The organism is Nonomuraea wenchangensis (assembly GCF_900111685.1).
Lineage (GTDB): Bacteria > Actinomycetota > Actinomycetes > Streptosporangiales > Streptosporangiaceae > Nonomuraea > Nonomuraea wenchangensis.
In genome coordinates this window covers 242802-267253 of the sequence record NZ_FOHX01000009.1, presented here as the reverse complement: position 1 = coordinate 267253, position 24452 = coordinate 242802, and the positions used below count along the sequence as shown (strand labels likewise).

16 protein-coding genes and 1 pseudogene are annotated in these 24452 nt (G+C 72.1%); 9 read left to right on the top strand and 8 right to left on the bottom strand.

The features are described from left to right. Positions 1-29: 29 nt before the first annotated feature. From BMW85_RS27520 to BMW85_RS27510, 3 genes and pseudogenes are all read right to left on the bottom strand, one after another. Positions 30-1781: an ABC transporter ATP-binding protein gene (locus BMW85_RS27520; protein ID WP_091086896.1), complete on the bottom strand. Its 1752-nt coding sequence runs from the start codon at positions 1779-1781 to the stop codon at positions 30-32. Positions 1782-1784: 3 nt separating this feature from the next. Beyond that, the gene (locus BMW85_RS27515; RefSeq protein ID WP_091086893.1) at positions 1785-3488 is read right to left on the bottom strand and encodes an ABC transporter transmembrane domain-containing protein; all 1704 of its coding nucleotides are present in this window, start codon (positions 3486-3488) and stop codon (positions 1785-1787) included. Positions 3489-3544: 56 nt separating this feature from the next. Beyond that, positions 3545-4762 (bottom strand): annotated as a pseudogene (locus BMW85_RS27510) (MFS transporter). Between the two features lie 45 nt (positions 4763-4807). Here BMW85_RS27510 and BMW85_RS27505 point away from each other — a divergent pair. From BMW85_RS27505 to BMW85_RS27495, 3 genes are read left to right on the top strand one after another with little or no spacing between them, the layout of a single operon-like run. Beyond that, positions 4808-8308, top strand: a complete 3501-nt coding sequence (locus BMW85_RS27505; RefSeq protein WP_091086890.1) for a nitrate reductase subunit alpha — start codon at positions 4808-4810, stop codon at positions 8306-8308. After that, positions 8308-9924 carry a nitrate reductase subunit beta gene (narH, locus tag BMW85_RS27500; protein ID WP_091086888.1) on the top strand — a complete coding sequence of 539 codons (1617 nt, stop codon included), beginning with the start codon at positions 8308-8310 and terminating at the stop codon, positions 9922-9924. The genes BMW85_RS27505 and narH overlap by 1 nt, the downstream gene beginning before the upstream one ends. Then, positions 9921-10460 carry a transglycosylase family protein gene (locus BMW85_RS27495; RefSeq protein ID WP_245775100.1) on the top strand — a complete coding sequence of 180 codons (540 nt, stop codon included), beginning with the start codon at positions 9921-9923 and terminating at the stop codon, positions 10458-10460. Before narH ends, BMW85_RS27495 begins: the two co-directional genes overlap by 4 nt. A gap of 19 nt (positions 10461-10479) precedes the next feature. Here the strand turns inward: BMW85_RS27495 and BMW85_RS48645 are convergent, their stop codons facing one another. Together BMW85_RS48645 and BMW85_RS51345 are read right to left on the bottom strand one after the other, a co-directional pair. After that, entirely contained in the window at positions 10480-11697 is a 1218-nt protein-coding gene (locus BMW85_RS48645) for an FG-GAP repeat protein (RefSeq protein ID WP_177240912.1), read from the bottom strand. Further along, positions 11694-13898: a serine/threonine protein kinase gene (locus BMW85_RS51345; RefSeq protein ID WP_342743441.1), complete on the bottom strand. Its 2205-nt coding sequence runs from the start codon at positions 13896-13898 to the stop codon at positions 11694-11696. The genes BMW85_RS48645 and BMW85_RS51345 overlap by 4 nt, the downstream gene beginning before the upstream one ends. Before the next feature lie 67 nt (positions 13899-13965). Here BMW85_RS51345 and rsmA point away from each other — a divergent pair, with 67 nt between their 5' ends. Both rsmA and BMW85_RS27465 read left to right on the top strand, forming a co-directional pair. Further along, positions 13966-14805, top strand: coding sequence for a 16S rRNA (adenine(1518)-N(6)/adenine(1519)-N(6))-dimethyltransferase RsmA (gene rsmA / locus BMW85_RS27470; RefSeq protein ID WP_425434378.1), 840 nt, complete (start codon positions 13966-13968; stop codon positions 14803-14805). Positions 14806-15240: 435 nt separating this feature from the next. Next, positions 15241-15912 (top strand): NlpC/P60 family protein, encoded by a 672-nt coding sequence (locus BMW85_RS27465; RefSeq protein ID WP_091086878.1) that lies wholly within the window; start codon positions 15241-15243, stop codon positions 15910-15912. On the opposite strand, the gene BMW85_RS27460 is transcribed toward BMW85_RS27465, so the two are convergent. Next, a complete protein-coding gene (locus BMW85_RS27460) occupies positions 15885-16946 on the bottom strand; it encodes an arginase family protein (protein WP_245775112.1) in 1062 nt (353 codons plus the stop codon). The genes BMW85_RS27465 and BMW85_RS27460 overlap by 28 nt on opposite strands. 171 nt (positions 16947-17117) lie before the next feature. On the opposite strand from BMW85_RS27460, the gene BMW85_RS27455 reads away from it, so the two are divergent. After that, positions 17118-18020 carry a 4-(cytidine 5'-diphospho)-2-C-methyl-D-erythritol kinase gene (locus tag BMW85_RS27455; RefSeq protein WP_091086874.1) on the top strand — a complete coding sequence of 301 codons (903 nt, stop codon included), beginning with the start codon at positions 17118-17120 and terminating at the stop codon, positions 18018-18020. Between the two features lie 340 nt (positions 18021-18360). Here BMW85_RS27455 and BMW85_RS27450 read toward each other — a convergent pair whose 3' ends face one another. Continuing rightward, entirely contained in the window at positions 18361-20598 is a 2238-nt protein-coding gene (locus BMW85_RS27450; protein WP_091086871.1) for an Orn/Lys/Arg family decarboxylase, read from the bottom strand. A 133-nt stretch (positions 20599-20731) separates the two neighbouring features. Between BMW85_RS27450 and BMW85_RS27445 the strand changes: the two genes are divergently transcribed. After that, entirely contained in the window at positions 20732-22546 is a 1815-nt protein-coding gene (locus BMW85_RS27445) for an ABC-F family ATP-binding cassette domain-containing protein (RefSeq protein WP_091086870.1), read from the top strand. Between the two features lie 198 nt (positions 22547-22744). On the opposite strand, the gene BMW85_RS27440 is transcribed toward BMW85_RS27445, so the two are convergent. Beyond that, positions 22745-23251 (bottom strand): MarR family winged helix-turn-helix transcriptional regulator, encoded by a 507-nt coding sequence (locus tag BMW85_RS27440; RefSeq protein WP_091086866.1) that lies wholly within the window; start codon positions 23249-23251, stop codon positions 22745-22747. A 55-nt stretch (positions 23252-23306) separates the two neighbouring features. Between BMW85_RS27440 and BMW85_RS27435 the strand changes: the two genes are divergently transcribed. Both BMW85_RS27435 and BMW85_RS27430 read left to right on the top strand, forming a co-directional pair. Beyond that, positions 23307-24077, top strand: coding sequence for a trans-aconitate 2-methyltransferase (locus BMW85_RS27435; RefSeq protein WP_245775099.1), 771 nt, complete (start codon positions 23307-23309; stop codon positions 24075-24077). Continuing rightward, entirely contained in the window at positions 24074-24421 is a 348-nt protein-coding gene (locus BMW85_RS27430; RefSeq protein WP_091086861.1) for a VOC family protein, read from the top strand. Before BMW85_RS27435 ends, BMW85_RS27430 begins: the two co-directional genes overlap by 4 nt. Positions 24422-24452: the final 31 nt, after the last annotated feature.

Sequence of the window (24452 nt, the reverse complement as noted above, 5' to 3'; positions counted from 1 at the left end):
GCCGTGCCGGGGTCACCCGGTCACCGAGGTCACCGGGGGACGGGGGCGCCGTGCCAGCTCGCCCACAGCGCCGCGTAGGACCCTCCCTCGGCGACCAGCTCCTCGTGCGGCCCCAGCTCGCTGATCCGCCCGTCCTCCACCACGGCCACCCGATCCGCGTCGTGCGCGGTGTGCAGCCGATGCGCGATCGCGATGACCGTCCGCCCGTCCAGCACGGCCGCCAGGGACCGCTCCAGGTTCCTGGCGGCCCGCGGATCGATCAGGGACGTGGCCTCGTCCAGCACCAGGGTGTGCGGATCGGCCAGCACCAGCCGCGCCAGGGCGAGTTGCTGGGCCTGGGCCGCCGGGACGGCCTGCCCGCCGGACCCCACCTGGGTCTCCAGCCCTTCGGGCAGGCCGAGCACCCAGTCGAGGGCGTCCACGGCCTCCAGCGCCTCGCGCACGGCCTCGTCGCCCGCGTCGGGCCGGGCGATGAGCAGGTTGTCCCGTACGGTGCCCTTGAACACGTGGTGCTCCTGGGTGACCAGGGCGACGTGCCCGCGCAGCTCGTCCAGCGGCAGGTCCACGAGCGGCACCCCGCCCACCGTCACCGACCCGGCGCGCGGCCCGTGGATGCCCGCGAGCAGCCGTCCCAGCGTGGACTTGCCCGCCCCTGAGGGCCCCACCATCGCCAGCCGCTCACCGGGCCGCACGGTCAGGGACACGCCGTGCAGCACGTCGTGGCCCTCCCGGTAGGCGTAGCGGACGTCCTTGGCCTCCAGCAGCTCGCCCGCCGGGCGCTCGGCGGCGGGCGAGCGGTCGTCGCGGACGTTGGCCACGCCGAGCAGCCGGGCCATGGCGGCGCCGCCCACCTGCAGCTCGTCGATCCACATCAGGAACCGGTCGAGCGGGTCGATGAGCTGCTGTGCGTAGAGCGCGGCGGCGGTGACCTGTGCGAGCGTCACCCAGCCCTCGGTGTAGAAGAGCCCGCCGACCAGCAGCGCGCTCACCACGGGGATGACGTAGCCGAGCTCGACCGCGGGATACCAGACGACCCGCAGCCCCAGCGTGTAGCGCTCGGCGGCGTAGGAGCGGGCGATGTCGTCGTCCGCGCGCGCCCGGCGGCGCTCCTGCAGCCCGAGCGCCTCGATGGCCCTGGCCCCCTCGACGGTCTCGGCGAGCCCTTCTGTCATGTCCGCGTAGGCGGCGTTCTCCCGGAGGTAGCCGTCCCTGGCCCGCTTGAGATACCGGCGGGTGGCGACGTAGATGACCGGCCCCGCGAGCAGCATCGGCAGCATGAGCAGCGGGCTGACCAGCACCAGCGCGCCCATGGTGATGAGGAACGTGACCCCCGCGATCAGCGTCTCCGGCACCGCGTGCCGCACCGTGCGCGACAACGAGTCCACGTCCCGGGAGGTGCGGGTGATCAGGTCGCCGGCCCCGGCCCGCTCGACGGTCGACAGCGGCAGCGCGAGCACCTGGTCCACGAACTCCTCGCGCAGCTCGGCCAGCACCCTCTCGCCCAGCTTGGCCGAGGCCAGCACGGCGTAGCGCATGAGCAGCCCCTGCACCAGCAGGAAGCCGCCGATGGCCACCGCCACGACGGCGACGTCGACCGCGACGCCCCGCTCGATTTCGTCCACCAGCCCGCCGAGCTGCCACGGCACCACGAGCCCCGACACGGCGGCCAGCGCGTGCAGCGCCAGCGCCGTGGCGAGCTGCCGCGGGTATTTGAGCGTCAGCCGCCTGGCGTAGGCGCGCACCTGCCTGCGGTCGGCGATCGGCAGGATCTCTCTGGCCATGGATCAGCCCTCCCCTCGGGTGACGGTCGCCGCGTACGCCGGCGAGCTGTCGAGCAGCTGCCGATGTGTCCCCTCCGCCAGCACCCGCCCGTCCTCGACATAAACCACGTGATCGGTGCGGTCGAGCACGAGCGGACTGGTCGTGCAGACCAGCGTCGTCCTCCCGACCCGGCTCTCCGCCAGCCGCTGGGCGATCCGCGCCTCGCTGTGGGCGTCGACCGCGCTGGTCGGCTCCACCAGGATCAGCACCTCGGGGTCGGCCAGCAGCGCGCGGGCGAGCCGCAACCGCTGCTGCTGCCCCCCGGAGAACTCCCGCCCGGCCTCGGCCACCCAGGTGTCGAGCCCGTCGGGCAGCGCCTCGACGATGTCCTCCGCGCAGGCGACGTGCAGCGCCTCCTTCACCCGCCCCTCGTCGCCGGGGGCCGCACCGTTCTGGGGGCGTACGTCCAGCTCGTCCCGCAACCGGCCGGTGAAGAGGCGGTCGCCGTTGTGGGCGACCAGGATCCGGCGGCGGATCTCGTCGAGGGGCAGCGAGCTCAGGTCGGCCGGGCCGAACGTGACGTCGCCGTCGGCGTAGCGGCCGAGGCGGTCGGCGATGGCGACGGCGTCCTCGGGGGAGCTCGCGGCCACCGCCGTCAGGACGCCCGGCTGGACGGTCACGCCGCTGTAGGAGTCGCGCAGCACCCCGCCCCCGCTGCCGCCCTTGCCTCCTTTGATCTCGGGCTCGATGGCCAGGATCCGGATCACCCGGCCGGCCGCCACGTGGCCCTTGGTGAGTTTGTCGGCGGCCTCGGTCAGCGTCCGCATGGGGCCGATCAGGAAGACCGCGTACAGGTAGAACGCGACGAGCTGGCCGGTCGGGATCTGGCCGGCGACGGCGAAGGAGGCGCCGACGCCGGTGACGATCGCGATGAGCAGGCCGGGCAGCAGGATCTGCGCGCCTTCGAGCACCGACTCGACGCGCGCGACCCGCACCCCGGCGTGCCGCACCCGCTGGGACTCCTCGCGGTAGCGGGTGGCGAACACCTGCTCGCCGCCGATCCCGCGCAGCACCCGCAGGCCCCCGACGATGTCGGCGGCCCTGGTGGACAGGTCGCCGGTCAGCTCGCGCTGCCTGGCCTGCCGCCGGTGCAGGGGTTTGAGCAGCGGCCCGACGGCGACGGCCATGAGCGGGACGCCGAACAGCACGAGCAGCCCGAGCGGCAGCGACGTCGAGATGAGGATCACGGTCACGGTGACGATCGCCACGACGGAGCCGGTGGCGCGCAGCAGGATGTCCATGGAGCTGCCGATGTGCGCGATGTCGGAGTTGCCGACGCTGACGACCTCGCCGGTGGACAGCCGCTTCGGCAGCGTCGCGCCCAGCCTGGCGGCGTGGCGGCTGGTCAGCTGCACGGTGCGGTAGGCGGCGGCCAGCCAGTTGTAGACGGCCATCCGATGGCGCATGATCCCGCTGAACGCCTGCACCAGCCCCAGCCCGAACAGGACGGCCGCCCAGGTCAGCAGCGCGTCGGTGTCCTTGGCGGTGACCGCTTCGATGCCCTTCCCGAGCACGTACGGCATCAGCGCCTGCACCAGCCACCAGAGGATGGCGTAGCCGATGCCGGCGAGCAGGGCCGGAGCCTGTCGCCGGGCGTTCCACCACAGGTAACGGAGCGGGCTGCGGAGGTCGGGCACGCCGGGATCGGCGTCAGGTAGGGAGCGCATAGCCTGACAACCTTGACAAGCGTCAGGCCGCACGGCAAACGATTTTCGCCGGGTGCCTACGCCTGGCGAAACGCCAGCCACGTGTACAGCAGGGCGGCCGCCGCGGTGATCGCCAGCAGCACGTACCCGATCGTGTACGTGCCGGTCGCCGCGTAGACCGCGCCCATGACGAGGGGCGGGAAGTAGCCGCCGAGCCCGCCCGCGGCGCCCACGAGGCCGGTGACCGTCCCCACCTTGGACGCCTCGACGAGCTTGGCGACGAGCGCGAACACGCCGCCCGTGCCCAGCCCCAGAAAGCAGGCCATGAGGACGAAGCTCACCCCCGCGGGCAGCTCCACGGGCGGCCGGAACAACAGGACGACCGCCATGACCACCACCCCGCCGAACGCGGCCATCAGCACCCGTACGGCCCCCAGCCGGTCGGACAGCGCGCCGCCCAGCGGCCGGGACAGCACGGCCGCGATCGAGAACCCGGCGGTGCGCATGCCCGCCTCGGTCTGGGCGAAGCGGTAGGCGTTCTCCAGCAGCGCCGGCAAGTACGTCGAGAAGGCCACGAACCCGCCGAACGACACCGCGTACAGGAAGGAGCACTGCCAGGTGGCCTTGACCTTCAGCGCCTCGCGGATGCGCGGCAGGGCGGGGGCGGTCGCCGGTGACCAGAGCGGCGAGGTACGGCTCGCGCCCAGCATGAGCACCCCGGTCAGCGCCAGCACGGCCGCCATCAGCAGGTGCGTGCCCGGCCGGCCGAGCTCGGCGGCCAGGCGCGGGGTGAAGAAGGCCGACAGCGCGGTCCCGCCCATGCCGGCCCCGAAGACGCCGGTGGCGAAGCCGCGGCGGGCGGGCTCGTACCAGGCGTTGACGAAGGGGATGCCGATGGCGAACGACGTCCCGGGGATGCCGAGGAGGAAGCCTCAGAAGAGCAGCCAGCCGTACGAGCCGGACCAGCCGACGAACAGGACGGGGATGATCGAGACGAAGCAGACGGCGGCGAACATGCGCCGTCCGCCGAACCGGTCGGCCAGCACCCCGACGGGGATCCGGCCCAGGGCGCCGACCACGACGGGGATCGCGACGAGGAGCGAGGTCTGGGTGGGGGTGAGCCCGAGCTGCCGGTTGTAGGTGGCGGCGAGCGGGCCGATGAGGTTCCAGGCCCAGAAGGTGACGGCGAAGGCGAAGGTGGCGAGGACCAGGTTGCGGGTCTGACCGGCGCGCAGGACGGCCAGGCCGGGGTCGCGGGAGCCGGGACCCTGCGAACCTTTACGAAGCTCAGACATACACCCTGTGTAACAGAGAATCACTCTCTGTGATGAAGTGGGGGTATGAGCGCCCAGGACGTCCTACTCAAGACCGGCCGTTTCCTGCGCAGATCGGCGGCCACCAGCGGTGACCTGCACACCCTGCGCCTGGCCGGCGGCACGGAGGGCGACGCCTTCTACCGGGACCGGTGGAGCCATGACAAGGTCGTCCGTTCCACGCACGGGGTGAACTGCACGGGTTCGTGCTCGTGGAAGGTGTACGTCAAGGACGGCATCATCACCTGGGAGGCCCAGGAGACCGACTACCCGAGCGTGGGCCCCGACCGCCCCGAGTACGAGCCCCGAGGCTGCCCGCGCGGCGCCGCCTTCTCCTGGTACACCTACTCCCCGACCAGGATCCGCTACCCGTACGCGCGGGGCGTGCTGGTGGAGATGTACGCCGAGGCCCGCGAGCGGCTCGGCGACCCGGTCGCGGCCTGGGCGGAGGTCACCGGCGACCCGGAGAAGCGGCGCGCCTACCAGTCGGCCCGCGGCAGGGGCGGGCTGGTCAGGATCAGCTGGGACCTGGCGGCCGAGCTGGTCGCCGCCGCGCACGTCCACACGATCAGCGCCTACGGCCCCGACCGGATCGCCGGCTTCTCGCCGATCCCGGCCATGTCGATGGTCTCGCAGGCGATCGGCTCGCGCTTCGTGTCGCTGCTCGGCGGCACCATGCTCTCCTTCTACGACTGGTACGCCGACCTGCCGGTCGCCTCGCCGCAGGTGTTCGGCGACCAGACGGACGTGCCGGAGTCCGCCGACTGGTGGGACGCCGCTTACCTGATGATGTGGGGCTCCAACGTGCCGGTGACGCGTACGCCGGACGCCCATTGGATGGCCGAGGCCCGCTACCGGGGCCAGAAGGTCGTGGTGGTCAGCCCCGACTTCAGCGACGCGGCCAAGTTCGCCGACGAGTTCCTGAGCGTGCGCCCCGGCACGGACGGCGCGCTCGCGATGGCGATGGGGCACGTGCTGCTGAAGGAGTTCTTCGTGGAGCGCGACACGCCGTTCTTCACCGGCTACGTCAAGCGTTTCACGGATCTGCCCTTCCTCGTCCGCCTGGAGCGGCGGGACGGCCGGCACGTGCCGGGCAGCTTCCTCACGGCCCGCGATCTCGGCCTGCGGGAGGAGGCGGCGGAGTGGAAGACGGTCCTGCTGTCGCGCAACGGCCGCCCGGTGGTGCCGAACGGCTCGGCCGGCTTCCGCTGGAGCGAGTCGGGCAAGGGCCGCTGGAACCTCGATCTCGGCACCGACCCCAAGCTGACCGTGATGGACGGGTGGAGCCAGGCCGTCGAGGTGCTGCTGCCCCGGTTCGACGGCGGCGAGCCGCTGGTCAGGGGCGTTCCGGTGACCAGGATCAACGGGCATCTCGTCACCACGGTCTACGACCTGCTCCTCGCCCAGTACGGCGTCCGCCGCCCCGGCCTGCCGGGCGACTGGCCGGAGGGCTACGACGACGCGGCGGGGCCGTACACGCCGGCGTGGCAGGAGCCGATCACCGGCGTGCCGGCGGAGCGGGCGGCCCGCGTGGCCCGTGAGTTCGCGCGGACCGCCGAGGCCACCGAGGGCCGCTGCATGATCGTGATGGGGGCGGGCGCGGCGCAGTGGTTCCACGGCGACACGATCTACCGGGCGTTCCTGTCGCTGCTGTTGCTGACCGGCTGCCAGGGCCGCAACGGCGGCGGCTGGGCGCACTACGTGGGCCAGGAGAAGTGCCGTCCGCTGGCGGGCTGGCAGGTGCTGGCGAGCGCCGCCGACTGGTCGCGGCCGGCCAGGCTGGTCCCTGGCACGCCGTTCTGGTATCTGCACACCGGCCAGTGGCGTTATGACCGTTTCGACGCGGGCGAGCTGGCCTCGCCGGTGGGGCGCGGCGCGTTCCGCGGGCGGCGCACGGCCGACCTGGTGACCGAGGCGGTGCGCAACGGCTGGATGCCGATGGCTCCGGCGTTCGACCGCAATCCGCTGGAGCTCGGGGAGGCCGCCGATCCGGTCGCGTACACGCGGGAGGAGCTGCGCGCGGGCCGGCTCCGCTACGCCGCCGAGAACCCGGACGACCCGCGTAACTGGCCGCGCGTGCTCACGCTCTGGCGCTCCAACCTGTTCGGCTCCAGCGCCAAGGGCAACGAGTACTTCCTGCACCACCTCCTCGGCGCGACCTCCAACCTGGAGCACCCGGATCCGGAGGCGGCGAGCGGGAAGCTGGACCTGCTGGTCACGCTCGACTTCCGCATGACGTCCTCGACGGTCTTCTCCGACGTGGTGCTGCCGGCCGCCACCTGGTACGAGAAACACGACCTCTCCTCGACCGACATGCACCCGTTCGTCCACGCCTTCAACCCGGCGATCAGCCCGCCCTGGGAGACCCGTACGGACTTCGCCGCCTTCCACACGATCGCCCGCGCCTTCAGCGGCCTGGCCCGCGAACGCCTCGGCGTGCGCAGGGACGTGGTGGCGACCGCCCACCAGCACGACACGCCGACCGAGCTGAGCCACGCCCGCGAGCCGGCCCTGCACGTCGTCGAGCGCGACTACGGCGCGGTCGCCGACCAGCTCGCCGCGCTCGGCCCGCTGACGGAGCGGCTGGGCCTGCCGGTCAAGGGGGTGACGTTCCGTCCTGACGAGGAGGTGGCCTGGCTCGGCGTGCGCTGCGGCCTGGTGCCGCGCGGCGTGGCGAAGGGACGTCCCGAGCTGGACACCGCCGCCAAGGCGTGCGAGGCGATCCTCGCGCTGTCGGGCGCGAGCAACGGCAGGCTCGCCGTGCAGGGCTTCCGTGAGCTGGCCGAACGCACAGGGACCGACCTGTCGGGGCTGGCCGATGAGGGCCACAGGATCGTCTTCTCCGACGCGCAGGCGCGGCCGGTGCACGTCTCGACGAGCCCGGAGTGGTCGGGCAAGGAGTCGACCGGCCGCCGCTACGCGCCGTTCACGATCAACGTCGAGCACGGCAAGCCGTGGCACACGCTGACCGGCCGGATGCACTTCTTCCTCGACCACGACTGGATGCACGAGTACGGCGAGGCGCTGCCGGTCTACCGTCCGCCGCTGGACCTCGCCGCGTTGTTCGGCGAGAGCGGCCGGCTGCGCTATCTGACGCCGCACAACAAGTGGTCGATCCACTCGGAGTATCAGGACAACCTGCTCATGTTGTCGCTGTCACGGGGTGGCCCGTCGATCTGGATGTCGGACGAGGACGCGGCCCGGCTCGGCGTGGCCGACAACGACTGGGTGGAGGCCGTCAACCGCAACGGCGTGGTCGTGGCCCGCGCCATCGTCTCCCACCGCATGCCGCCGGGGACGGTCTACATGTACCACGCCCAGGACCGCCTGATCGACGTGCCGCTGTCGGAGGCGACCGGCCGCCGCGGCGGCATCCACAACGCGCTGACCAGGGTGCTGATCAAGCCGACGCATCTGATCGGAGGGCACGCCCAGCTCTCGTACGGCTTCAACTACTTCGGCCCGACGGGCAACCAGCGCGACGAGCTCACGACCATCCGCCGCCGCTCCCAGGAGGTGCGCTACTGATGCGGATCATGGCCCAGATCGCCATGGTGATGAACCTGGACAAGTGCATCGGCTGCCACACCTGCTCGGTGACCTGCAAGCAGACGTGGACGAACCGTCCCGGAGTCGAGTACGTCTGGTTCAACAACGTCGAGACCCGGCCCGGCCAGGGCTACCCGCGCCGCTACGAGGACCAGGACCGCTGGCGAGGCGGCTGGACGCTGGACCGCAAGGGCCGGCTCCAGCCCCGGGCGGGCGGCCGGCTGCGCAAGCTCCTCACCATCTTCGCCAACCCGCTGCTGCCCTCCATCCAGGACTACTACGAGCCCTGGACCTACGACTACGAGAACCTCACGCGGGCCCCGCTGTCGTCCGACGTGCCCGTGGCGCCGCCGAGGTCGCTGCTGAGCAACCAGCCGACCAAGATCGAGTGGAGCGCCAACTGGGACGACGACCTCGGCGGCGACCCGTCGCCCGACCCGGTGCTGGCGCAGGTGTCTGAGCAGGTCAAGCTGTCGTTCGAAGAGGCGTACATGTTCTACCTGCCGCGCATCTGCGAGCACTGCCTCAACCCGTCGTGCGTGGCCTCCTGCCCCTCCGGCGCGCTCTACAAGCGTGAGGAGGACGGCATCGTGCTCGTCGACCAGGACCGGTGCCGGGGCTGGCGCATGTGCGTGACCGGCTGCCCGTACAAGAAGGTGTACTTCAACCACCGCACCGGCAAGGCGGAGAAGTGCACGTTCTGCTTCCCGCGGGTCGAGGTCGGGCTGCCGACCGTCTGCTCGGAGACGTGCGTCGGCCGCCTGCGCTATCTCGGCGTCCTGCTGTACGACGCCGACCGGGTCGCCGAGGCCGCCGCGGTCCCTGACGAGCGCGACCTGTACGAGGCCCAGCTCGACCTGTTCGCCGACCCGCACGACCCGGTCGTCGCGGCAGCGGCCCAGGCCGCGGGGCTGCCCGCCGAGTGGCTGGAGGCCGCCCGCCGCTCGCCGGTGTACGACCTGGTCAAGCGCTACCGGGTCGCGCTCCCCCTGCATCCCGAATACCGCACGCTGCCCATGGTCTGGTACGTCCCGCCGCTCTCGCCGGTCGTGGACGCGCTCGCCGGCACCGGCCACGACGGCGAGGACGCGGTCAACCTGTTCGCCGCCATCGAGGCGCTGCGCATCCCGGTCGGCTACCTGGCCGGGCTGTTCACGGCGGGCGATCCCGCGCCGGTGACCGCGGCGCTGCGCAAGCTGGCCGCGATGCGGTCGTACATGCGGGCCGTCAACCTGGGCCGCCCGCCGGTCCTGCCGCCCGAGGCGGGCATGAGCGAGGAGGACCTGGCGGCCATGTACCGGCTGCTCGCCCTCGCCAAGTACGACGAGCGCTACGTCATCCCGACCGCATACGGCAACCAGCCCGGCGTCGTGGACGAGGCCGGCTGCAGCCTCGACTACGACGGCGGTCCCGGCATGCAGGGGCCGTTCGGCGAGGCGTCGGGCCGCCCGCAGCCGGTGTCGGTCGAGAGCTTCCACGGGCTGAAGGAGCGCCAGACCGGCGACGAGGTCACCCATCAGCGGGTCAACCTGCTCAACTGGGACGGCCGGGGCATCCCTCCGGGGATGTTCCCGTCGAGGAGGCGGCGGCCGTGAAGGTGCTCTGGCAGGCCGCGGCCCACCTGCTGGCCTATCCGGACGAGCGGTTCTGGCGGCGGCTGCCGCTGATCAGGGAGGCGGCGGCGCCGTACTTCGCCCCGTTCCTCGACCGGGTCGCCAAGCTGGGGGCGGGCGAGCTGGCCGCGCACTACGTGGAGACGTTCGACCTGGACCGGCGCTGCTGCCTCCTGGTGGAGCCGCCGCTCTCCAGCTTCCCCAAGGACGGGACGGTCATCACGGTCAGGCCGCCGCGTACCGACCCGGTCGAGCCGTGGGTCGCCGCGCTCAACTGGCCGGCGCTGGCGGCGTGCGTGTCGAAGGGCGACCCGCGGGCGTACAACGCCGAGGGGCCCTACTACGGGATGTACCAGTTCAGCGTGCCGATGTGGAAGGTCGTCGGCGGGCCGGGGCTGCCGTCGGACTGGCCGGAGGAGGAGCAGACGTACCGGGCGCAACTGCTCTACCAGCATGTGGCGGGACGCTGGCAGGGCCAGTGGCCGACCTGTGGCGCCCGCCTCTTCACCCGCCCCTGACCCGGCCTCCGGCGGGGTCTCATCCGGCGACGGACACTCCGAACTGGGCGCCCTTGGGTGGTTTGACCGTCTCCAGGTTCTCGGCGTTGCGCCCGGCCACCGCCACCTGCCCGGCCGGCCGCGCGTCCGGCTGCCCCACGAACAGCTTGTTGCCGCTGAAGGCCACCGACCAGCCGAACAGCCCCTCGGCGTCCGTCAGCCTGCGGTCCTCGGCGGCGTCCCGCCACGAGACGACGCGCACGCCGCCCCCGTACGGGGCGCCGACGGCCAGCCTGCCGTCGGCCGAGGCCGCCAGCGCGAAGCCGAACCCGTCCTTGCCGCCCTGCTTGACCGTCCTGATGACCTTTTTGGCCGGGTCGAGCAGTTGCACGCTGCCGGCGCCCGGCGAGCTGATCGCGTACCCGGAGCCCTCGGAGTAGGCGACCGCGTAGCCGTAGCGGTCGCCGCTCCTGGCGGTGGGGGAGTCGAGCTTGAGACTGGTGAGCTTCGCCGCGAACACGTCGTCGAGGAACACCGCCGAACCCGAGTTGATCTTGCCGGCCTCGACCTGGCGGCCCGCGCCGTCGTCGTTCTCGTACGGCACGCCGACGAGCAGCGCGTTCTTCGGCCCCCACGCCATCGACCAGCCGAACTGGTCGCCGACCTCGCTGTTGCCGCGTACGTCCACGCTCTCCTGGCTGATCCTGCGCAGCTCGCCCTCGCCCTTGCGCACGTAGACGGCGCCGGCGTCGGTGAACTGCTTGTCGTCCTCGTACGGCGCGCCGATCGCCAGCAGGTCGCCCCGCGCCGCCAGCGACCAGCCGAAGTGCGCGAACCGCTGCGGCCGCGCCGCCGTCAGCCGCACCGGCGCGCGGGTGCCGCCGCCGTAGACCACGTACACCGCCCCCGCGTCCTGCTCGCCGCCCACGTCCGCGTACGGCGCCCCGACGACCAGGTCGGCGCAGGGGTCGCCGTCCACGTTCGCCAGCCGTACCGACCAGCCGAAGCCGTCGCCCGTCGCCAGGCCGGGAACGGGCACCGGCACCACCTTGCCGCCGGACACCACCTGCACCGCGCCCTTGTCGTCGTCGCCGAACGGGTCGCCCACCGCCACGTCGTCCACGCCGTCGCCGTCGAAGTCGGCGGGTGTGGCGCAGGCCGCCGCCGCCCGCCCGGTCAGCGCCCACGCGGCCGTCACCGGCGTCACCGTCGTCCCCACGATCAGCAGCAGCGCCGCGGGCACGCCCCCGAGTCTCACAACGCCACCTCGATCTGCTTGCCGTTCTCCAGCATCGTCGCCGTCAGCTTGACCGGCCTGCGGTACGTCGCCAGGTCGAACACGAACGCGCTGTCCACCCGCGCGCCCGGCAGGATCGCCGGAGGCAGCGTGACGGCGGCCGGGTCGTGCTCGCCGCCGCGGTCGTCGAGCAGCGTGACCACCGGCTGGACCAGCGGCCTGCGCTCGCCGCCCGGGTTGAGCATCGTCCAGCGGATCACGCAGAGCTGGCCCTGGGTGGCGACCTTGCCCTCGTACTCCTTCAGCCCGCACCGCGGTGCGGACGAGATGATGGCGATCGGGTCGTCGAGCTCGCCGCCCAGCGGGAACCTGCGGCCCACGTCGTTGGGCGCGGCGCCGGCGCCGGTGGTCGCGGTCCGCGACGGGCCGCCGCCCGCGGTCGAGGTGCCGGGGCCGCGGCCGGACGTCACGATCAGCACGCCCACCGTGACCACGATGGCCAGCACGGCCGCCGCGGCGGCGATCAGCCACCGGGTGCCCGCGGTACGGTCGCCGCCGAGGGTGTCGGGCTCGTTCGGCAGCGGCTCGGGGGAGATGGCGGTGCGCCGGTCGCCGGGCTGGGTGTCGGCGGCGCGCTGCTCGGAATGCGCCATGCGCTGCAACTGCTCCCGCGCGGGCACCCCCCCAGGCCCCCACGCCTCACCCGCCCGCCCGGCCGGCCCCTGACCCGCCCAGCCGCCCCGGTCCTGAACCGGCCGGCCAGCCGTGTCCTGGTCCGCACGTCCGGTCCCGCCCTGCGGCGGACGACCTGGCGTGTCCTGTCGCGTTCGGGCTAAGGGCTCGCCGGGGTGCTCGGTGGCCGAGAGGGTGGCTGCTGTGCCGGTCGGCGGAACCCTCGTCCCGTCGCCCTTCCGCTCGCCCTCGCCACCATCCCCTTCGGACGCGCGCTCGTCGCCCTTGTTGCGCTTGAACAGGCCGCGTACACGTCCGGGACCAGCGCCGGCGTCCTCCTGCCCGCCGCCCTGGGAGGCGGGCCAGCGGGCCAGCTCTTCTTTGGCCGCCAGCTCCTCCCTCCGCGCCAGCTCCTCGAACGCGGCCTGCCCCCGCCCCGAGGATTCGGCCGGGGGCCCGGTGGATGCGCCGGACGGTGACCGCCCGGCGTTGGATAAGCCGCCTGTCCCTGCCGCCGCACCGGTCGGCCCTCGTTGGGCCCCGCCGCTCGCGCCCGTGCCCTTGCCGGCCGCGTTCTCCGGCGGCGGCGTCGTCGTGAACGTGGCCGTGATGTCCGGCTCGTCCACCACGTTCCTCGGCGGCTGCCAGTCGCTGAGCATCTCGGTGGCGACCAGCGTCGGCGGGTTGATCGACGGTGCCGGGGTGTTCCCGCCCACCAGCGCGATCAGCAGGTCCTGCGCGGTGGGGCGTGCCGCCGGGTCCATCGAGGTGGCCAGACGTACGAGCTCGTTGAGCGGAGCGGGCAGCGCGCCCAGGTCCGGCGGCGTGTTGAGCACGCGGTGGGCCATCGTGATGGGGTCGCCACGGCCGAACGGGTGCCGTCCGTTGCCCGCGTACGCGATGAGACAGCCCCAGGCGAAGATGTCGACGGCCGGGCTGATCGCCTCTCCGCGTACCTGCTCGGGCGCCCACCACCCGGGACTGCCCAGCAGCTCGCCCGACATCGTGAACCCGGTCTCCCGGTCGAGCGCCCGCGCGATCCCGAAGTCGATCACGCGAGGCCCGGACAGGGAGAGGATGACGTTGGCCGGCTTGAGGTCGCGGTGCACGAGCCCGGCCACGTGGATCGCGGCCAGCGCCGCCGCCACACCGAGACCGACGCCGTGTAACGGCCCCGGGTCCAGCGCTCCGAACTTGGCGATCTGCTCGGAAAGCGGGGTGCCCGCGATGTACTCGGTCACCATGAAGGGGCGGCCGTCGCCGGTGTTGCCGTTGTCCAGCACCTGAGCGGTGCAGAACGACGCCACGCGGCGCGCGTTCTCCACCTCCGCGTGGAACCGGGCCGCGAACCCCTCCTGGTTGGCGAACTCCGCCTTCACGACCTTGAGCGCGACGAAACGGCCCGTCGGCGCGCGGGCGAGGAAGACGGTCCCCATGCCGCCTTCGCCGAGTCGCCCCAGCAGGCGGTACGGGCCGATCTCCCGCAGGTCTGTTGGGCGGAGCGGCGCGGCGCCCGTTGGCTCCATGAGGGACGTCCCTTCCTGTTCCACGCCATCCTCTCCTTTGGTCTCCCCATCCGCCATCTCCAGTTCTTCGATGCGGGAGACTGGTTGGATGATGAGCCTGTTGGGCCCGGCAGAAATACGTATTTTGGCGGACAAGCTGAATCTTCGTCCGACAAAAAAGCTCGGCCAGAACTTCGTGATCGACGCGGGGACCGTCCGCCGGATCGTCCGGGTGGCCGACCTCTCGGCCGACGACGTGGTCATAGAGGTCGGCCCCGGGCTCGGCTCGCTCACCCTGGCCCTGCTGCCGTCGGCCGCGCACGTGGTGGCCGTCGAGATCGACCCGGTGCTCGCGACCCAGCTCCCTCTCACGGTCGCCGAACGCGGTCTGGCCGACCGCCTCACGGTGGTCAACGCCGACGCCATGAGGATCACGCCCGGTGACCTCGGCGGTCACGTACCGACGGCCCTGGTGGCGAACCTGCCGTACAACGTGGCCGTCCCCGTCGTCCTCCACCTCCTGGAGGCCCTTCCGTCCCTGCGCAAGGGGCTGGTCATGGTGCAGTCGGAGGTGGCCGACCGCCTCGCGGCCGGCCCCGGCTCCAAGGTGTACGGGGTGCCGTCGGTCAAGGCCGCCTGGTACGCGGACGTACGGCGGGCCGGTCCGGTCGGCCGTACCGTCTTCTGGCCCGTCCCCAACGTCGACAGCGGCCTGGTCTCCCTCGCCCGCCGCGAGCCGCCGGCCACGAAGGCCACCCGCAAGCAGGTCTTCGCCGTCGTGGACGCCGCCTTCGCCCAGCGCCGCAAAACCCTGCGCGCCGCCCTGGCGTCCTGGGCGGGCAGCGCCCCCGAGGCGGAGAACATCCTGCGCGCGGCAGGTGTGGACCCGTCCGCGCGCGGCGAACAACTCGACATCACCGCCTTCGCCCGCATAGCCGAACTCAAGCCCTAACCCCGACCACCCACACCCCCCACCTCGTACAGCCACCCCGCTCCCACGCCACGGGGTCCAACGCCCTGCGCCGTTCGCCCCCGCGCCGTTCGCCCCCGTGCCGTTCGCCCCCGTGCCGTTCGCCCCCGTGCCGTTCGCCCCCGTGCCGTCGGAACCCATTCCACTGGACTCCCCTGTGCCGTTAGGGCCCCTGCCCATGCGGCCGGGCGTCAGCCTGCTCCCACAAAGCCGCTGAGGCAGCCGCCCGTGCACCGTCCAGCCGCCGAGTAGCGGCGAGGTGGTCAGGCGCCCGCCGCCTGCCACTCCCTGTCCACAGGCATTCACCTCACCCGCCCTCTCATCCACAGAACCCCGTTCGGCCCTTCGGCGGCCCGCCATCCCGCAGGACCCTGGCCTCGTTCTCGTTCGTCCTCGTTCACGACCACGGAGGCCCGAATGTCCCGCACCAGCACCGCAGCGTCGCTCTCCGCCACCTCACCCGCCGCCTCGCCCGCCGCCCCTGATGCCCGCGCGGCCGCTCCCCGCCCCCTGGCCCGCATCGCCGCCCTGACCTGCGCCCTCTTCACCGCCACCACCGCCCTGGCCACCACCACAGAAGCCACGGCGACAACGACCATGGCGGCGACGACGGCAGCCGAAGCCACCCGCCACACGAAGAAACGCCTGGCCAGAAAGAAATCCATCAAGAGGAAGCTCACGAGAGGCCAGATCGCCGCCTCCGCGGCCCTGGCCCAACTCGGCGTCTCCTTCTCCTGGGGCGGCGGCTCGACGAAAGGCCCCACTCTCGGCATCGGCAGAGGCGCGGCGACCCGCGGCTTCGACTGCAGCGGTCTCACCCTCTACGCCTGGTCCAGAGCCGGCGTGCGGCTGAGCCACTACACCGGGGCCCAGTTCCGCCAGGGCCGCAGGATCGCCCGCACCGCCCGCCGCGCCGGCGACCTCCTCTTCTTCGGCGGCGGCGGAGGCGACCCCACGCACGTGGCCCTCTACCTGGGCGGCGGTTTGATGGTCCACGCACCCAAGACCGGCGACGTGGTCCGCACGACGAGCTTCCTCAACTCCTCCTACTACCGCGCCGTCTACCGGGGCGCCGTACGCCCTGGATGACCAGCGACGGCAGCCACCACCCCGCCGACCAGCTCCGCCAGCACTTCCCGATCCCCGTCCGCCTCGTCCTCCAGGTCGCCGGCCTCATACTCCATGAGCCCGAGCCCGGCCACCTCGAATCGACCGCCGATCGCCGTCACCAACGAAAGCAGCCGCTCAGGATGCATGCCACCAGGTGTAGGACATCCCACGCTCCGGAAGACCTCCGGGTCGAGCACGTCGAGGTCGATGTGCACGTACACAGCCGCATCGGGGCCGCCGACCGCCTCGATCGCCGCGAGGAGAGCTTCCGCCGTCCCCGTCTCCGCCATCGTCACCCACCGGATTCCGGCATGGGTCACGAAGGCCGCCTCCGGCGGATCGAGATCCCGCACCCCGGCCAGCACGATGCGCCGAGGGTCCAGCGGCTCCTCGGCCGCCAGCCCCTCCGGGCCCTCGCCCGTGAGCGCCCGCAGCACCATCCCGTGATAGGCGCCTGACGGCGACGACTCCGGCGTGTTCAGATCGCCGTGGGCGTCGAACCACACCACCACCAGCCGATCGCCATACCGCCTGCGCGCCGCAGAAACCGGCTCCAGCTCGACCCCGCAGTCCCCGCCCACAGCGACGACCAACACGCCATCGCCAACCCCCTCAACGGCAGCCCGCACCCGACCCGCCGCAACCCCCAAACTCCCATCCTCAACCGCCGCCCGCACCCGACCCGCCGTCGCAGCAGGCCCATCATCCTCTACGGCAGCTCGCACCGGAGCCGCTGTCGCGGCAGGACCGCCATCCTCAACGGCTGCCCGCACCCGACCCGCTGTCGCGGCAGGCTGGCCGTCCTCGATCGCTACCCGCACCCTGTGCGCGACCTCGCCCACCACCCGCACCGTCGCCGCGTCGACCAGGTCGGCGACGACCCGTGCCCCTTCGCGCAGCCGCTCCGCCGTAGGCGACCCAGACCCCCGCCACTGCGGCACTTCGACAACCGCAACTTTCCGCAACGTCGCCACAATCCCGTCCTTAACCTCACGAGACCCCACGTCTGCCATCACCCGTCGTAACTGCAGAGCATGGGGGCAAATGGTCACCAACCTGACTGTACGTGTCGAGGATCCGACCGTTCCACGGCTCATCTTTCGAGAACCGCATGTCAGGGCTCCGGGCACCGATAACATCGAGTGTCCTTGACCCCGGCAAGCGATGAGAGTGGCAGAAGATCGATGAGTTCGGTGACCGTACGTGTGCCCGCGAAGGTCAACGTGCAGCTTTCTGTCGGCCCGCTCAGGGATGATGGCTACCACGACCTGGTCAACGTCTTCCATGCCGTGTCGATCTTCGACGAGGTGGTGGCCAAGGAGTCCGAGTCCATCACCGTGTCGGTCAACGGCAAGTGGGCCGACCAGGTGCCGGTGGACGACGCCAACCTGGCGATCCGCGCTGCCCGCGCCCTCGCCAAGCACGCGGGACGCACCTACGGCGCACACCTGATCATCAACAAGGACATTCCGGTGGCGGGCGGCATGGCGGGCGGCAGCGCCGACGCCGCCGGCGCCCTGGTGGCCTGCAACGAGCTCTGGGGGCTCGGCCTGCCGTTCGACGATCTGATGGAGATCGCCGGGGATCTCGGCAGCGACGTCCCGTTCTCCCTGCTCGGCGGCACTGCCGTCGGCACCGGCCGGGGCGAGCAGCTGAGCGAGCTGCCGACGGGCGGCACGTTCCACTGGGTGTTCGCGCTCGCCGACGGCGGCCTCTCCACGGCCAGCGTGTACGCCGAATGCGACCGGCTCCGGGCCGCTGAGGCGGCGGAGGTGCCCTGGCCGCAGCTCAACGACTCTCTCCTGGAGGCTCTGGGCACCGGCGACGCCTACGCCCTCGGCTCCCACCTCAGCAACGACCTCCAGCCGGCCGCGCTCAACCTGCGTCCGGAGCTCGCTCCTACGCTGGAGGCCGGTCGCCAGCACGGCGCGCTGGGCGCCATCGTCTCCGGCTCCGGCCCCACCTGCGCGTTCCTCGCCATCGACGCCCTCCACGCCCGTGACCTGGCCGGCAGCCTCACGGCCACGGGCGCCGCGCACACCGCCGTCCCCGCCCACGGCCCCGTCCACGGCGCGACCCTGGTCTGATCCCGCGATTGCGCCGCTTCGCTTCCGTGGGTTGGAACGGTCGATGCGCCGCGAGCAGTCCGGCGGGGTCGGGGGCGGGGTCGGGGCGGCGACCAGGCCGGTGCGCAGATCGAGCCCCGATCATGACCGGCTCCTCACAGTCGGTCCCACGTCTCCGATCAAGACCGGCCGTTCACAGCTCTCGCTCGCAACCGTTCAAGCCTCCGCACGAGGCGCGCGTGCAAGGGACGGCCGGGAGCGTCACCGCCTCGGCGCGCGTGAGGGCGGTGTGAGTTCGAGCGCACGTCACAGCCTTGAGAAGGGGGTCAGTCGCGGGCGGGGGCGGGGCGGGAGGGAGTGGTTAGTTTTTGAGGACTTCCAGCCAGTAGCGGCCGTCGGTGTCGCGGTGGGCGCCGTGGATGTCGGTGGCCAGGTCGGGGAAGGCCCGGTCGAAGTCCTCCAGGACGCGCAGGTAGGTCATCAGTGGCCCGTCGGCGGGGCCGGTCGCCTCGCCGGGCATCAGCATGGGGATGCCGGGCGGTGTGACGACCACCGTGGCCGCGGCGGCCCGGCCCGGCAGGTGGCTCAGCGGGACGCGTTCGGTGCGGGCTCGGATCATGGCCTGGTAGCAGTCGGCGGGTGTGGCGACGGGCTCCGGCAGGAAGGTGAAGACCTGGTCGAGGAGCTTTCCGGCTCCGGAGTCGCGCAGCTTCTCGTGGACCAGGGTGCAGAGCTTCTGGAGCGAGATCGCGGGCGGGCCGAAACCGGGCAGCACCTCCGCCAGAGGGAGGTCGGCGTCGTAGGCGTTCTTGAAGTCGGTGAGGGCGTCGATCAGGGTGCCCCACTTGCCTTTGGTGATCCCCATCGAGAACAGCACCAGCAACGTGTGGTCGCCGGTCTTCTCCACCACGATGCCGCGTCGCTGGAGGTAGGCGGCCACGACGCGGGCCGGGATGCCCCAGTCGAGCGTGCCGGTGGCGGCGTCGGCGCCTGGGCAGGTGATGGTCACCTTGACCGGGTCGAGCAGGCAGTAGCCCTCGGACATGCCGTCGAAGCCGTGCCAGGCGGCTCCCGCCTCTAGGGTCCAGCAGCGGGGTTCGGAGCAGAGCAGCGCCGGGTCGGCGTCGGCGAACGGGACGGTCCGGCCGGTGCGCGGGTCGGTGACGGCGGGTGGCTGCCACACGCCGAAGAACCAGCCGGGCCGCGTGCCGTCCTCGCGGATGCGGGCGGCCAGGCGCATCATCGCCTGCCGGAACCGGACGGCCTCGACGATGGCCTCCCCGGTGAGGAACGGTCCCGACGGGCCGTCCATCATCGCCGCCGCGACGTCCAGGGAGGCGATCATCGGGTAGAGCGGCGACGTGGAGGCGTGCATGAGGTAGGTCTCGTTGAAGGCGTCGTAGTCGACCGGCGCCCGCTCCGAGGGGCGGACGTGCAGCATCGCGGCCTGCGACAGCGCCGCCAGCAGTTTGTGCGTCGACTGGGTGGCGAACACGGTGGGGCGGTCCGGGCCCGGCAGCGTGTGCTGGTCGACGGCCATGCCGTAGCGGCCGGCGTAGAGCGGGTTGAACCGGGCGTAGGCGAACCACGCCTCGTCGAAGTGCAGCCGCGGCACGCTGGCGCCCAGCAGCTCGCCGACCCGCACCGCGTCGTAGCACACGCCGTCATAGGTGGAGTTGGTGATCACGGCATAGGCCGGGTCGCCGGCGGCGAGAGGGTGGGCGGCCACCCGGGCCCGGATCGCGGACGCCTCCAGCGCGGCGGGCGGGATCGGACCGGCCAGGCCGAGCCCGTTGCGCTCGGGCACGAGGTAGACCGGGCGGGCGCCGCTGATGGCCAGCGCGTGCTGGACCGACTTGTGGCAGTTGCGGTCCACGAGGACGGTGTCGTCGCGGGCGATGGCGTGGTGGCCGACGATGCGGTTGGCCGTGGAGTTGCCGTTGACCACGAAGAACGTGCGGTCGGCGCCGAAGACGCGGGCGGCGTTGCGCTCGGCCTCGCCGATGGGGCCGGTGTGGTCGAGCGGCGACCCCAGCTCGGTGACCGAGATGGACAGGTCGGTGCGCAGCAGCCGCTCGCCGTAGAAGTCGAAGAACGCCCGGCCCACAGGCGACTTGAGGAACGCCACGCCGCCGGCGTGCGCCGGGGTGTGCCAGGAGTAACGGTGGTGGTCCTGCAGCCGCCGCAGGGCGCCGAAGAAGGGCGGGAGGATCTTCTCGGCGTACTGGTCGGCGGCGTGGGCGATGCGCCCGGCGATGAACTGCGGGGTGTCCTCCAGGGGGTAGACATAGCCCTGGATGACCTCGTAGACCCACAGCGGGAGCTCCTGCTCCTGGGTCATCAGGAAGACGGGCAGCGCGCGGAACCGTTTGGCGACCGCGCCCAGCAGCTCTTCGGCTCCCGGCGCGTCCCATGACGCCAGCACCGCCGTGAGCGAGGCGTCCGAGCCGACCACCGCGAGGGCGTCGTGGGCCCGGTGGGTCCAGCGCACGTGGAGCCCGAGCTCGTCCATCGCGGCGCAGACGCGGCGGATCTGCTCGGCGAGTGCCGAGTCGGCGTCGGGACGTTCGGTGACGGCGGCCAGAACCGTTCGCTCCATGCGGCACTCCGTGGTCGGGGGGAAAGGCCACTCATCATGGTAACGGTCTGCTGTCGAATGGCAACTTTAGGTAATGAAGGAGGCGGGGGAGACGGCGAGGAGCTGGGCGGGGAGCCGATACCCTGGGTAGGTCATGAATCTGGTCAATCTTGAGTCGGTCTCCCACGCCTACGGGCCCAAACCGCTCCTCAGCGACGTCTCCCTGGGCATCGAGGCCGGGGAGCGCATCGGCGTCGTCGGACGCAACGGAGGCGGCAAGACGACCCTGATGTCGGTGATCGCGGGGGAGGTGCGGCCCGACAGCGGACGGGTCACGCACACCCGCAACCTCCGGATCGGGTTCCTGTCGCAGCACGACGCGCTCGACCCGGCCGCCACCATAGGCGAGATCGTGCTGGGCGAGCTGGCCGAGCACGAGTGGGCGGGCGACCAGGCGATCCGTGAGATCCTCGCCAACCTGATCGGCGACCTCGACCTCGGCTCCAGGACCGCGGACCTGTCGGGCGGCGAGCGCAGGCGCACCGCGCTGGCCAAGCTGCTCATCGACGACCACGACCTGATCATGCTGGACGAGCCCACCAACCACCTCGACATCGAGGCCATCGCCTGGCTCGCCGCGCACCTGTCGGCCCGCAAGAGCGCCCTGCTGGTGGTGACGCACGACCGGTGGTTCCTCGACGCGGTCTCCACCCGCACCTGGGAGGTCGTGGACGGGCGCGTCGAGCGCTACGAGGGCGGTTACGCGGCCTACGTCCTCGCCAAGGCCGAGCGGGCGCGCATCGCCCAGGCCGCCGAGGAACGCCGCCAGAACCTCATGCGTAAGGAGATCGCCTGGCTGCGGCGCGGCCCGCCCGCCCGTACGTCCAAGCCGAAGTTCCGCGTCGAGGCCGCACAGGCCCTCATCGCGAACGAGCCCCCGGCGCGCGAGACCGTCGAGCTGATGCGCTTCGCCGCGGCCAGGCTCGGCAAGACGGTGTACGACCTGGAGGACGTCACCCTGCACGCCGGCGGCCCGGGGAGCGGACCGCTGGTGCTGGACCGGTGCACGTGGCAGTTCGGGCCCGGCGACCGCATCGGGCTGATCGGCGTCAACGGCTCCGGCAAGTCGTCGGTGCTGCGCCTGCTCGCCGACACGGTCCAGCCCGACTCCGGCCGCGTCGTCAGGGGCCGCACCGTACGCCTCGCGCATCTGTCGCAGGAGCTCACGGAGCTGGACCCGGCGCGACGGGTGCTGGAGTCGGTCGAGGAGGTGCGCAAATACCTCCAGCTCGGCAAGAAGGAGTGGTCGGCCTCCCAGTTGCTCGAACGGCTCGGCTTCAAGGGCGACGCGCAGTGGAAGGTGATCGGCGACCTGTCCGGCGGCGAGCGCCGGCGGCTGCAGCTCCTCAGGCTCCTCATGGACGACCCCAACGTCCTGCTGCTCGACGAGCCCACCAACGACCTCGACATCGAGACGCTCAACGAGCTTGAAGACCTGCTCGACGGCTGGCCCGGCACGCTCGTCCTGGTCAGCCACGACCGCTACTTCCTGGAGCGCGTCACCGATCGGTGCGTGGCGCTGCTGGGCGACGGGCGGCTGTCGCTGCTGCCCGGAGGCGTGGACGAATACCTCGAACGGCGGGCGGCGGGCACCGCGCTGACCGCCCGGGTGGCGGGCGGCGCCCAGGCGCCGGCTTCCGCCCCGGCGTCGCCGGAGAGCGGAGGCGCCACGGCGACCGGCGAGCTGTCGGCCAAGGAGGAGCGCGAGCTGCGCAAGGAGCTCAACCGGCTCGAACGCCAGCTCGACAAGCTGGCCGGGCAGGAGGAGCGGCTGCACGCGGCCATGGCGGAGGCGGCCAGCGACTACGCCAGGCTCGGCGCTCTGGACGGCGAGCTCCGGGAGATCACGGCGCAGAAGGACGCGATCGAGTCGGAGTGGCTCGAACTCGCCGACCGTCTCGGCGACTGACCCTGTGCCGGCCGGCCCCAGGGAGGGGCCGTGCCAGAGGTCTGCCCACGTCAAGGGGAGGGATACCAGGCGCGCGGCCGGGGTAAGGGGCCGCTGGGACGTGGGGTGAAGGCGGGGCCCCTTGAGCGAGGGGCGCCCGGCGTGAGCGGTGCCGACCCCCCGACGTCAGCGAAGGGGATGAGGCGGCGTTGGACGGGGTCAGCCGGGGGAGTCGAACGGGGCCAGCAGGGTCCGGAGCAGTGAGGCGAGCGTCCGCTGGTCGGCCGCCCCCAGCCCGGACAGCAGTTCGTGCTCCCGCCGCAGCAGGTCGGCGAAGGCCGCGTCCACCCGGGAGAGCCCCGTGTCCGTGAGGGACACGAGGACGCCGCGCCGGTCCTCGGGGTCGGGCCGGCGTCGTACGAGGCCGGCCTGGGCGAGGCGGTCGATGCGGTTGGTCATGGTCCCAGAGGTGACCAGGGTGGCCCGGAGCAGGGTGCCCGGGCTCAGTTCGTACGGCTTGCCGGCCCGGCGCAGCGCGGTGAGCACGTCGAACTCCCACGGTTCGAGGTCGTGCTCGGCGAAGGCCGCCCGCCGCGCCCGGTCGAGATGCTTGGCGAGACGGGACACTCTGGAGAGCACCTGGAGCGGCTCGACGTCGAGGTCGGGGCGTTCCGTCCGCCAAGCGGCGACGAGGCGATCGACCTCGTCCCTAGCTTCCTCCGTCATGACACAAGTGTACTGTCTTGACATCGAGATATCTCTCTCGATATCAATTATCTTCATGTCAAGAGATATGTGGGACCCGGTGGCCTACGCGGTGTACGCCGACGAGCGTTCCCGGCCGTTCATCGAGCTCATCTCCAGGGTGGGGGCGGTCGATCCCGATTATGTCGTGGACGCCGGCTGCGGCAGCGGCGAACTCACCGCAGAGTTGGCCACCCGGTGGCCGAGGGCGACCGTCGAGGGCTTCGACTCCTCGCCCGCCATGATCACCAAGGCTCGCGGCCTCGGCACGTCCGTACGGTTCGCCGTCGCCGACGCCGAGACCTGGCGGCCCGACCGGCCCGTGGACGTGATCGTCTCGAACGCCCTCCTCCAGTGGGTGCCCGGCCACCGCGCGGTGCTCGAACACTGGATGGAGGCGCTGGCCGCGGGCGGCTGGCTGGCGTTCCAGGTGCCGGGCAACTACGACGCCCCGAGCCATGTCGCCATCCGGGAGCTGTGCGCCTCGCGCGCCTGGTCGGACAAGCTCGGCGACTACCAGCGGCTCGCCGAGGTGGACGACGCCCTCGGCTACTGTGACCTGCTCAACCAGGGCGGTACGCAGGTGGACGCCTGGGAGACGACATACGTGCACGTGCTGAAGGGCGAGAACCCCGTGCTGGACTGGGTGTCGGGCACGGCCCTGCGCCCCATACTCGACCGGCTGGACCACGGCGACCAGCGGCGCTTCAAGTCCGACCTCGGCGAGCTGCTGGCGCAGGCGTATCCGGCGAGGACGTACGGCACGCTGTTCCCGTTCCGCCGCGTCTTCGTGGTGGCGCAGAAATGATCACGGGGCTGCACCACGTCCAGCTGGCCGCGCCGGTCGGCAGCGAGCCGCTGCTCAGGGAGTTCTACGCGGGGGTGCTCGGCCTGCGCGAGGTGCCCAAGCCGCCGGAGCTGGCCGCCCGCGGCGGCGTCTGGTTCCGGGGCGAGGGCGTGGAGGTGCATCTGGGCGTCGAACGGGACTTCAGGCCGGCGCGCAAGGCGCATCCCGCCTTCCTGGTGGACGACGTGGACGCCTTCGCCGCCGCGATCCCCGGGGCCGTGCCCGACGACCTCCTGCCGGGCTACCGCCGGGTCTACGTCGCCGACCCGGTCGGGAACAGGATCGAGCTGCTGCAACCACGGTGATGTTCACCTAAGGGTGGCAGAATTGTCCTAA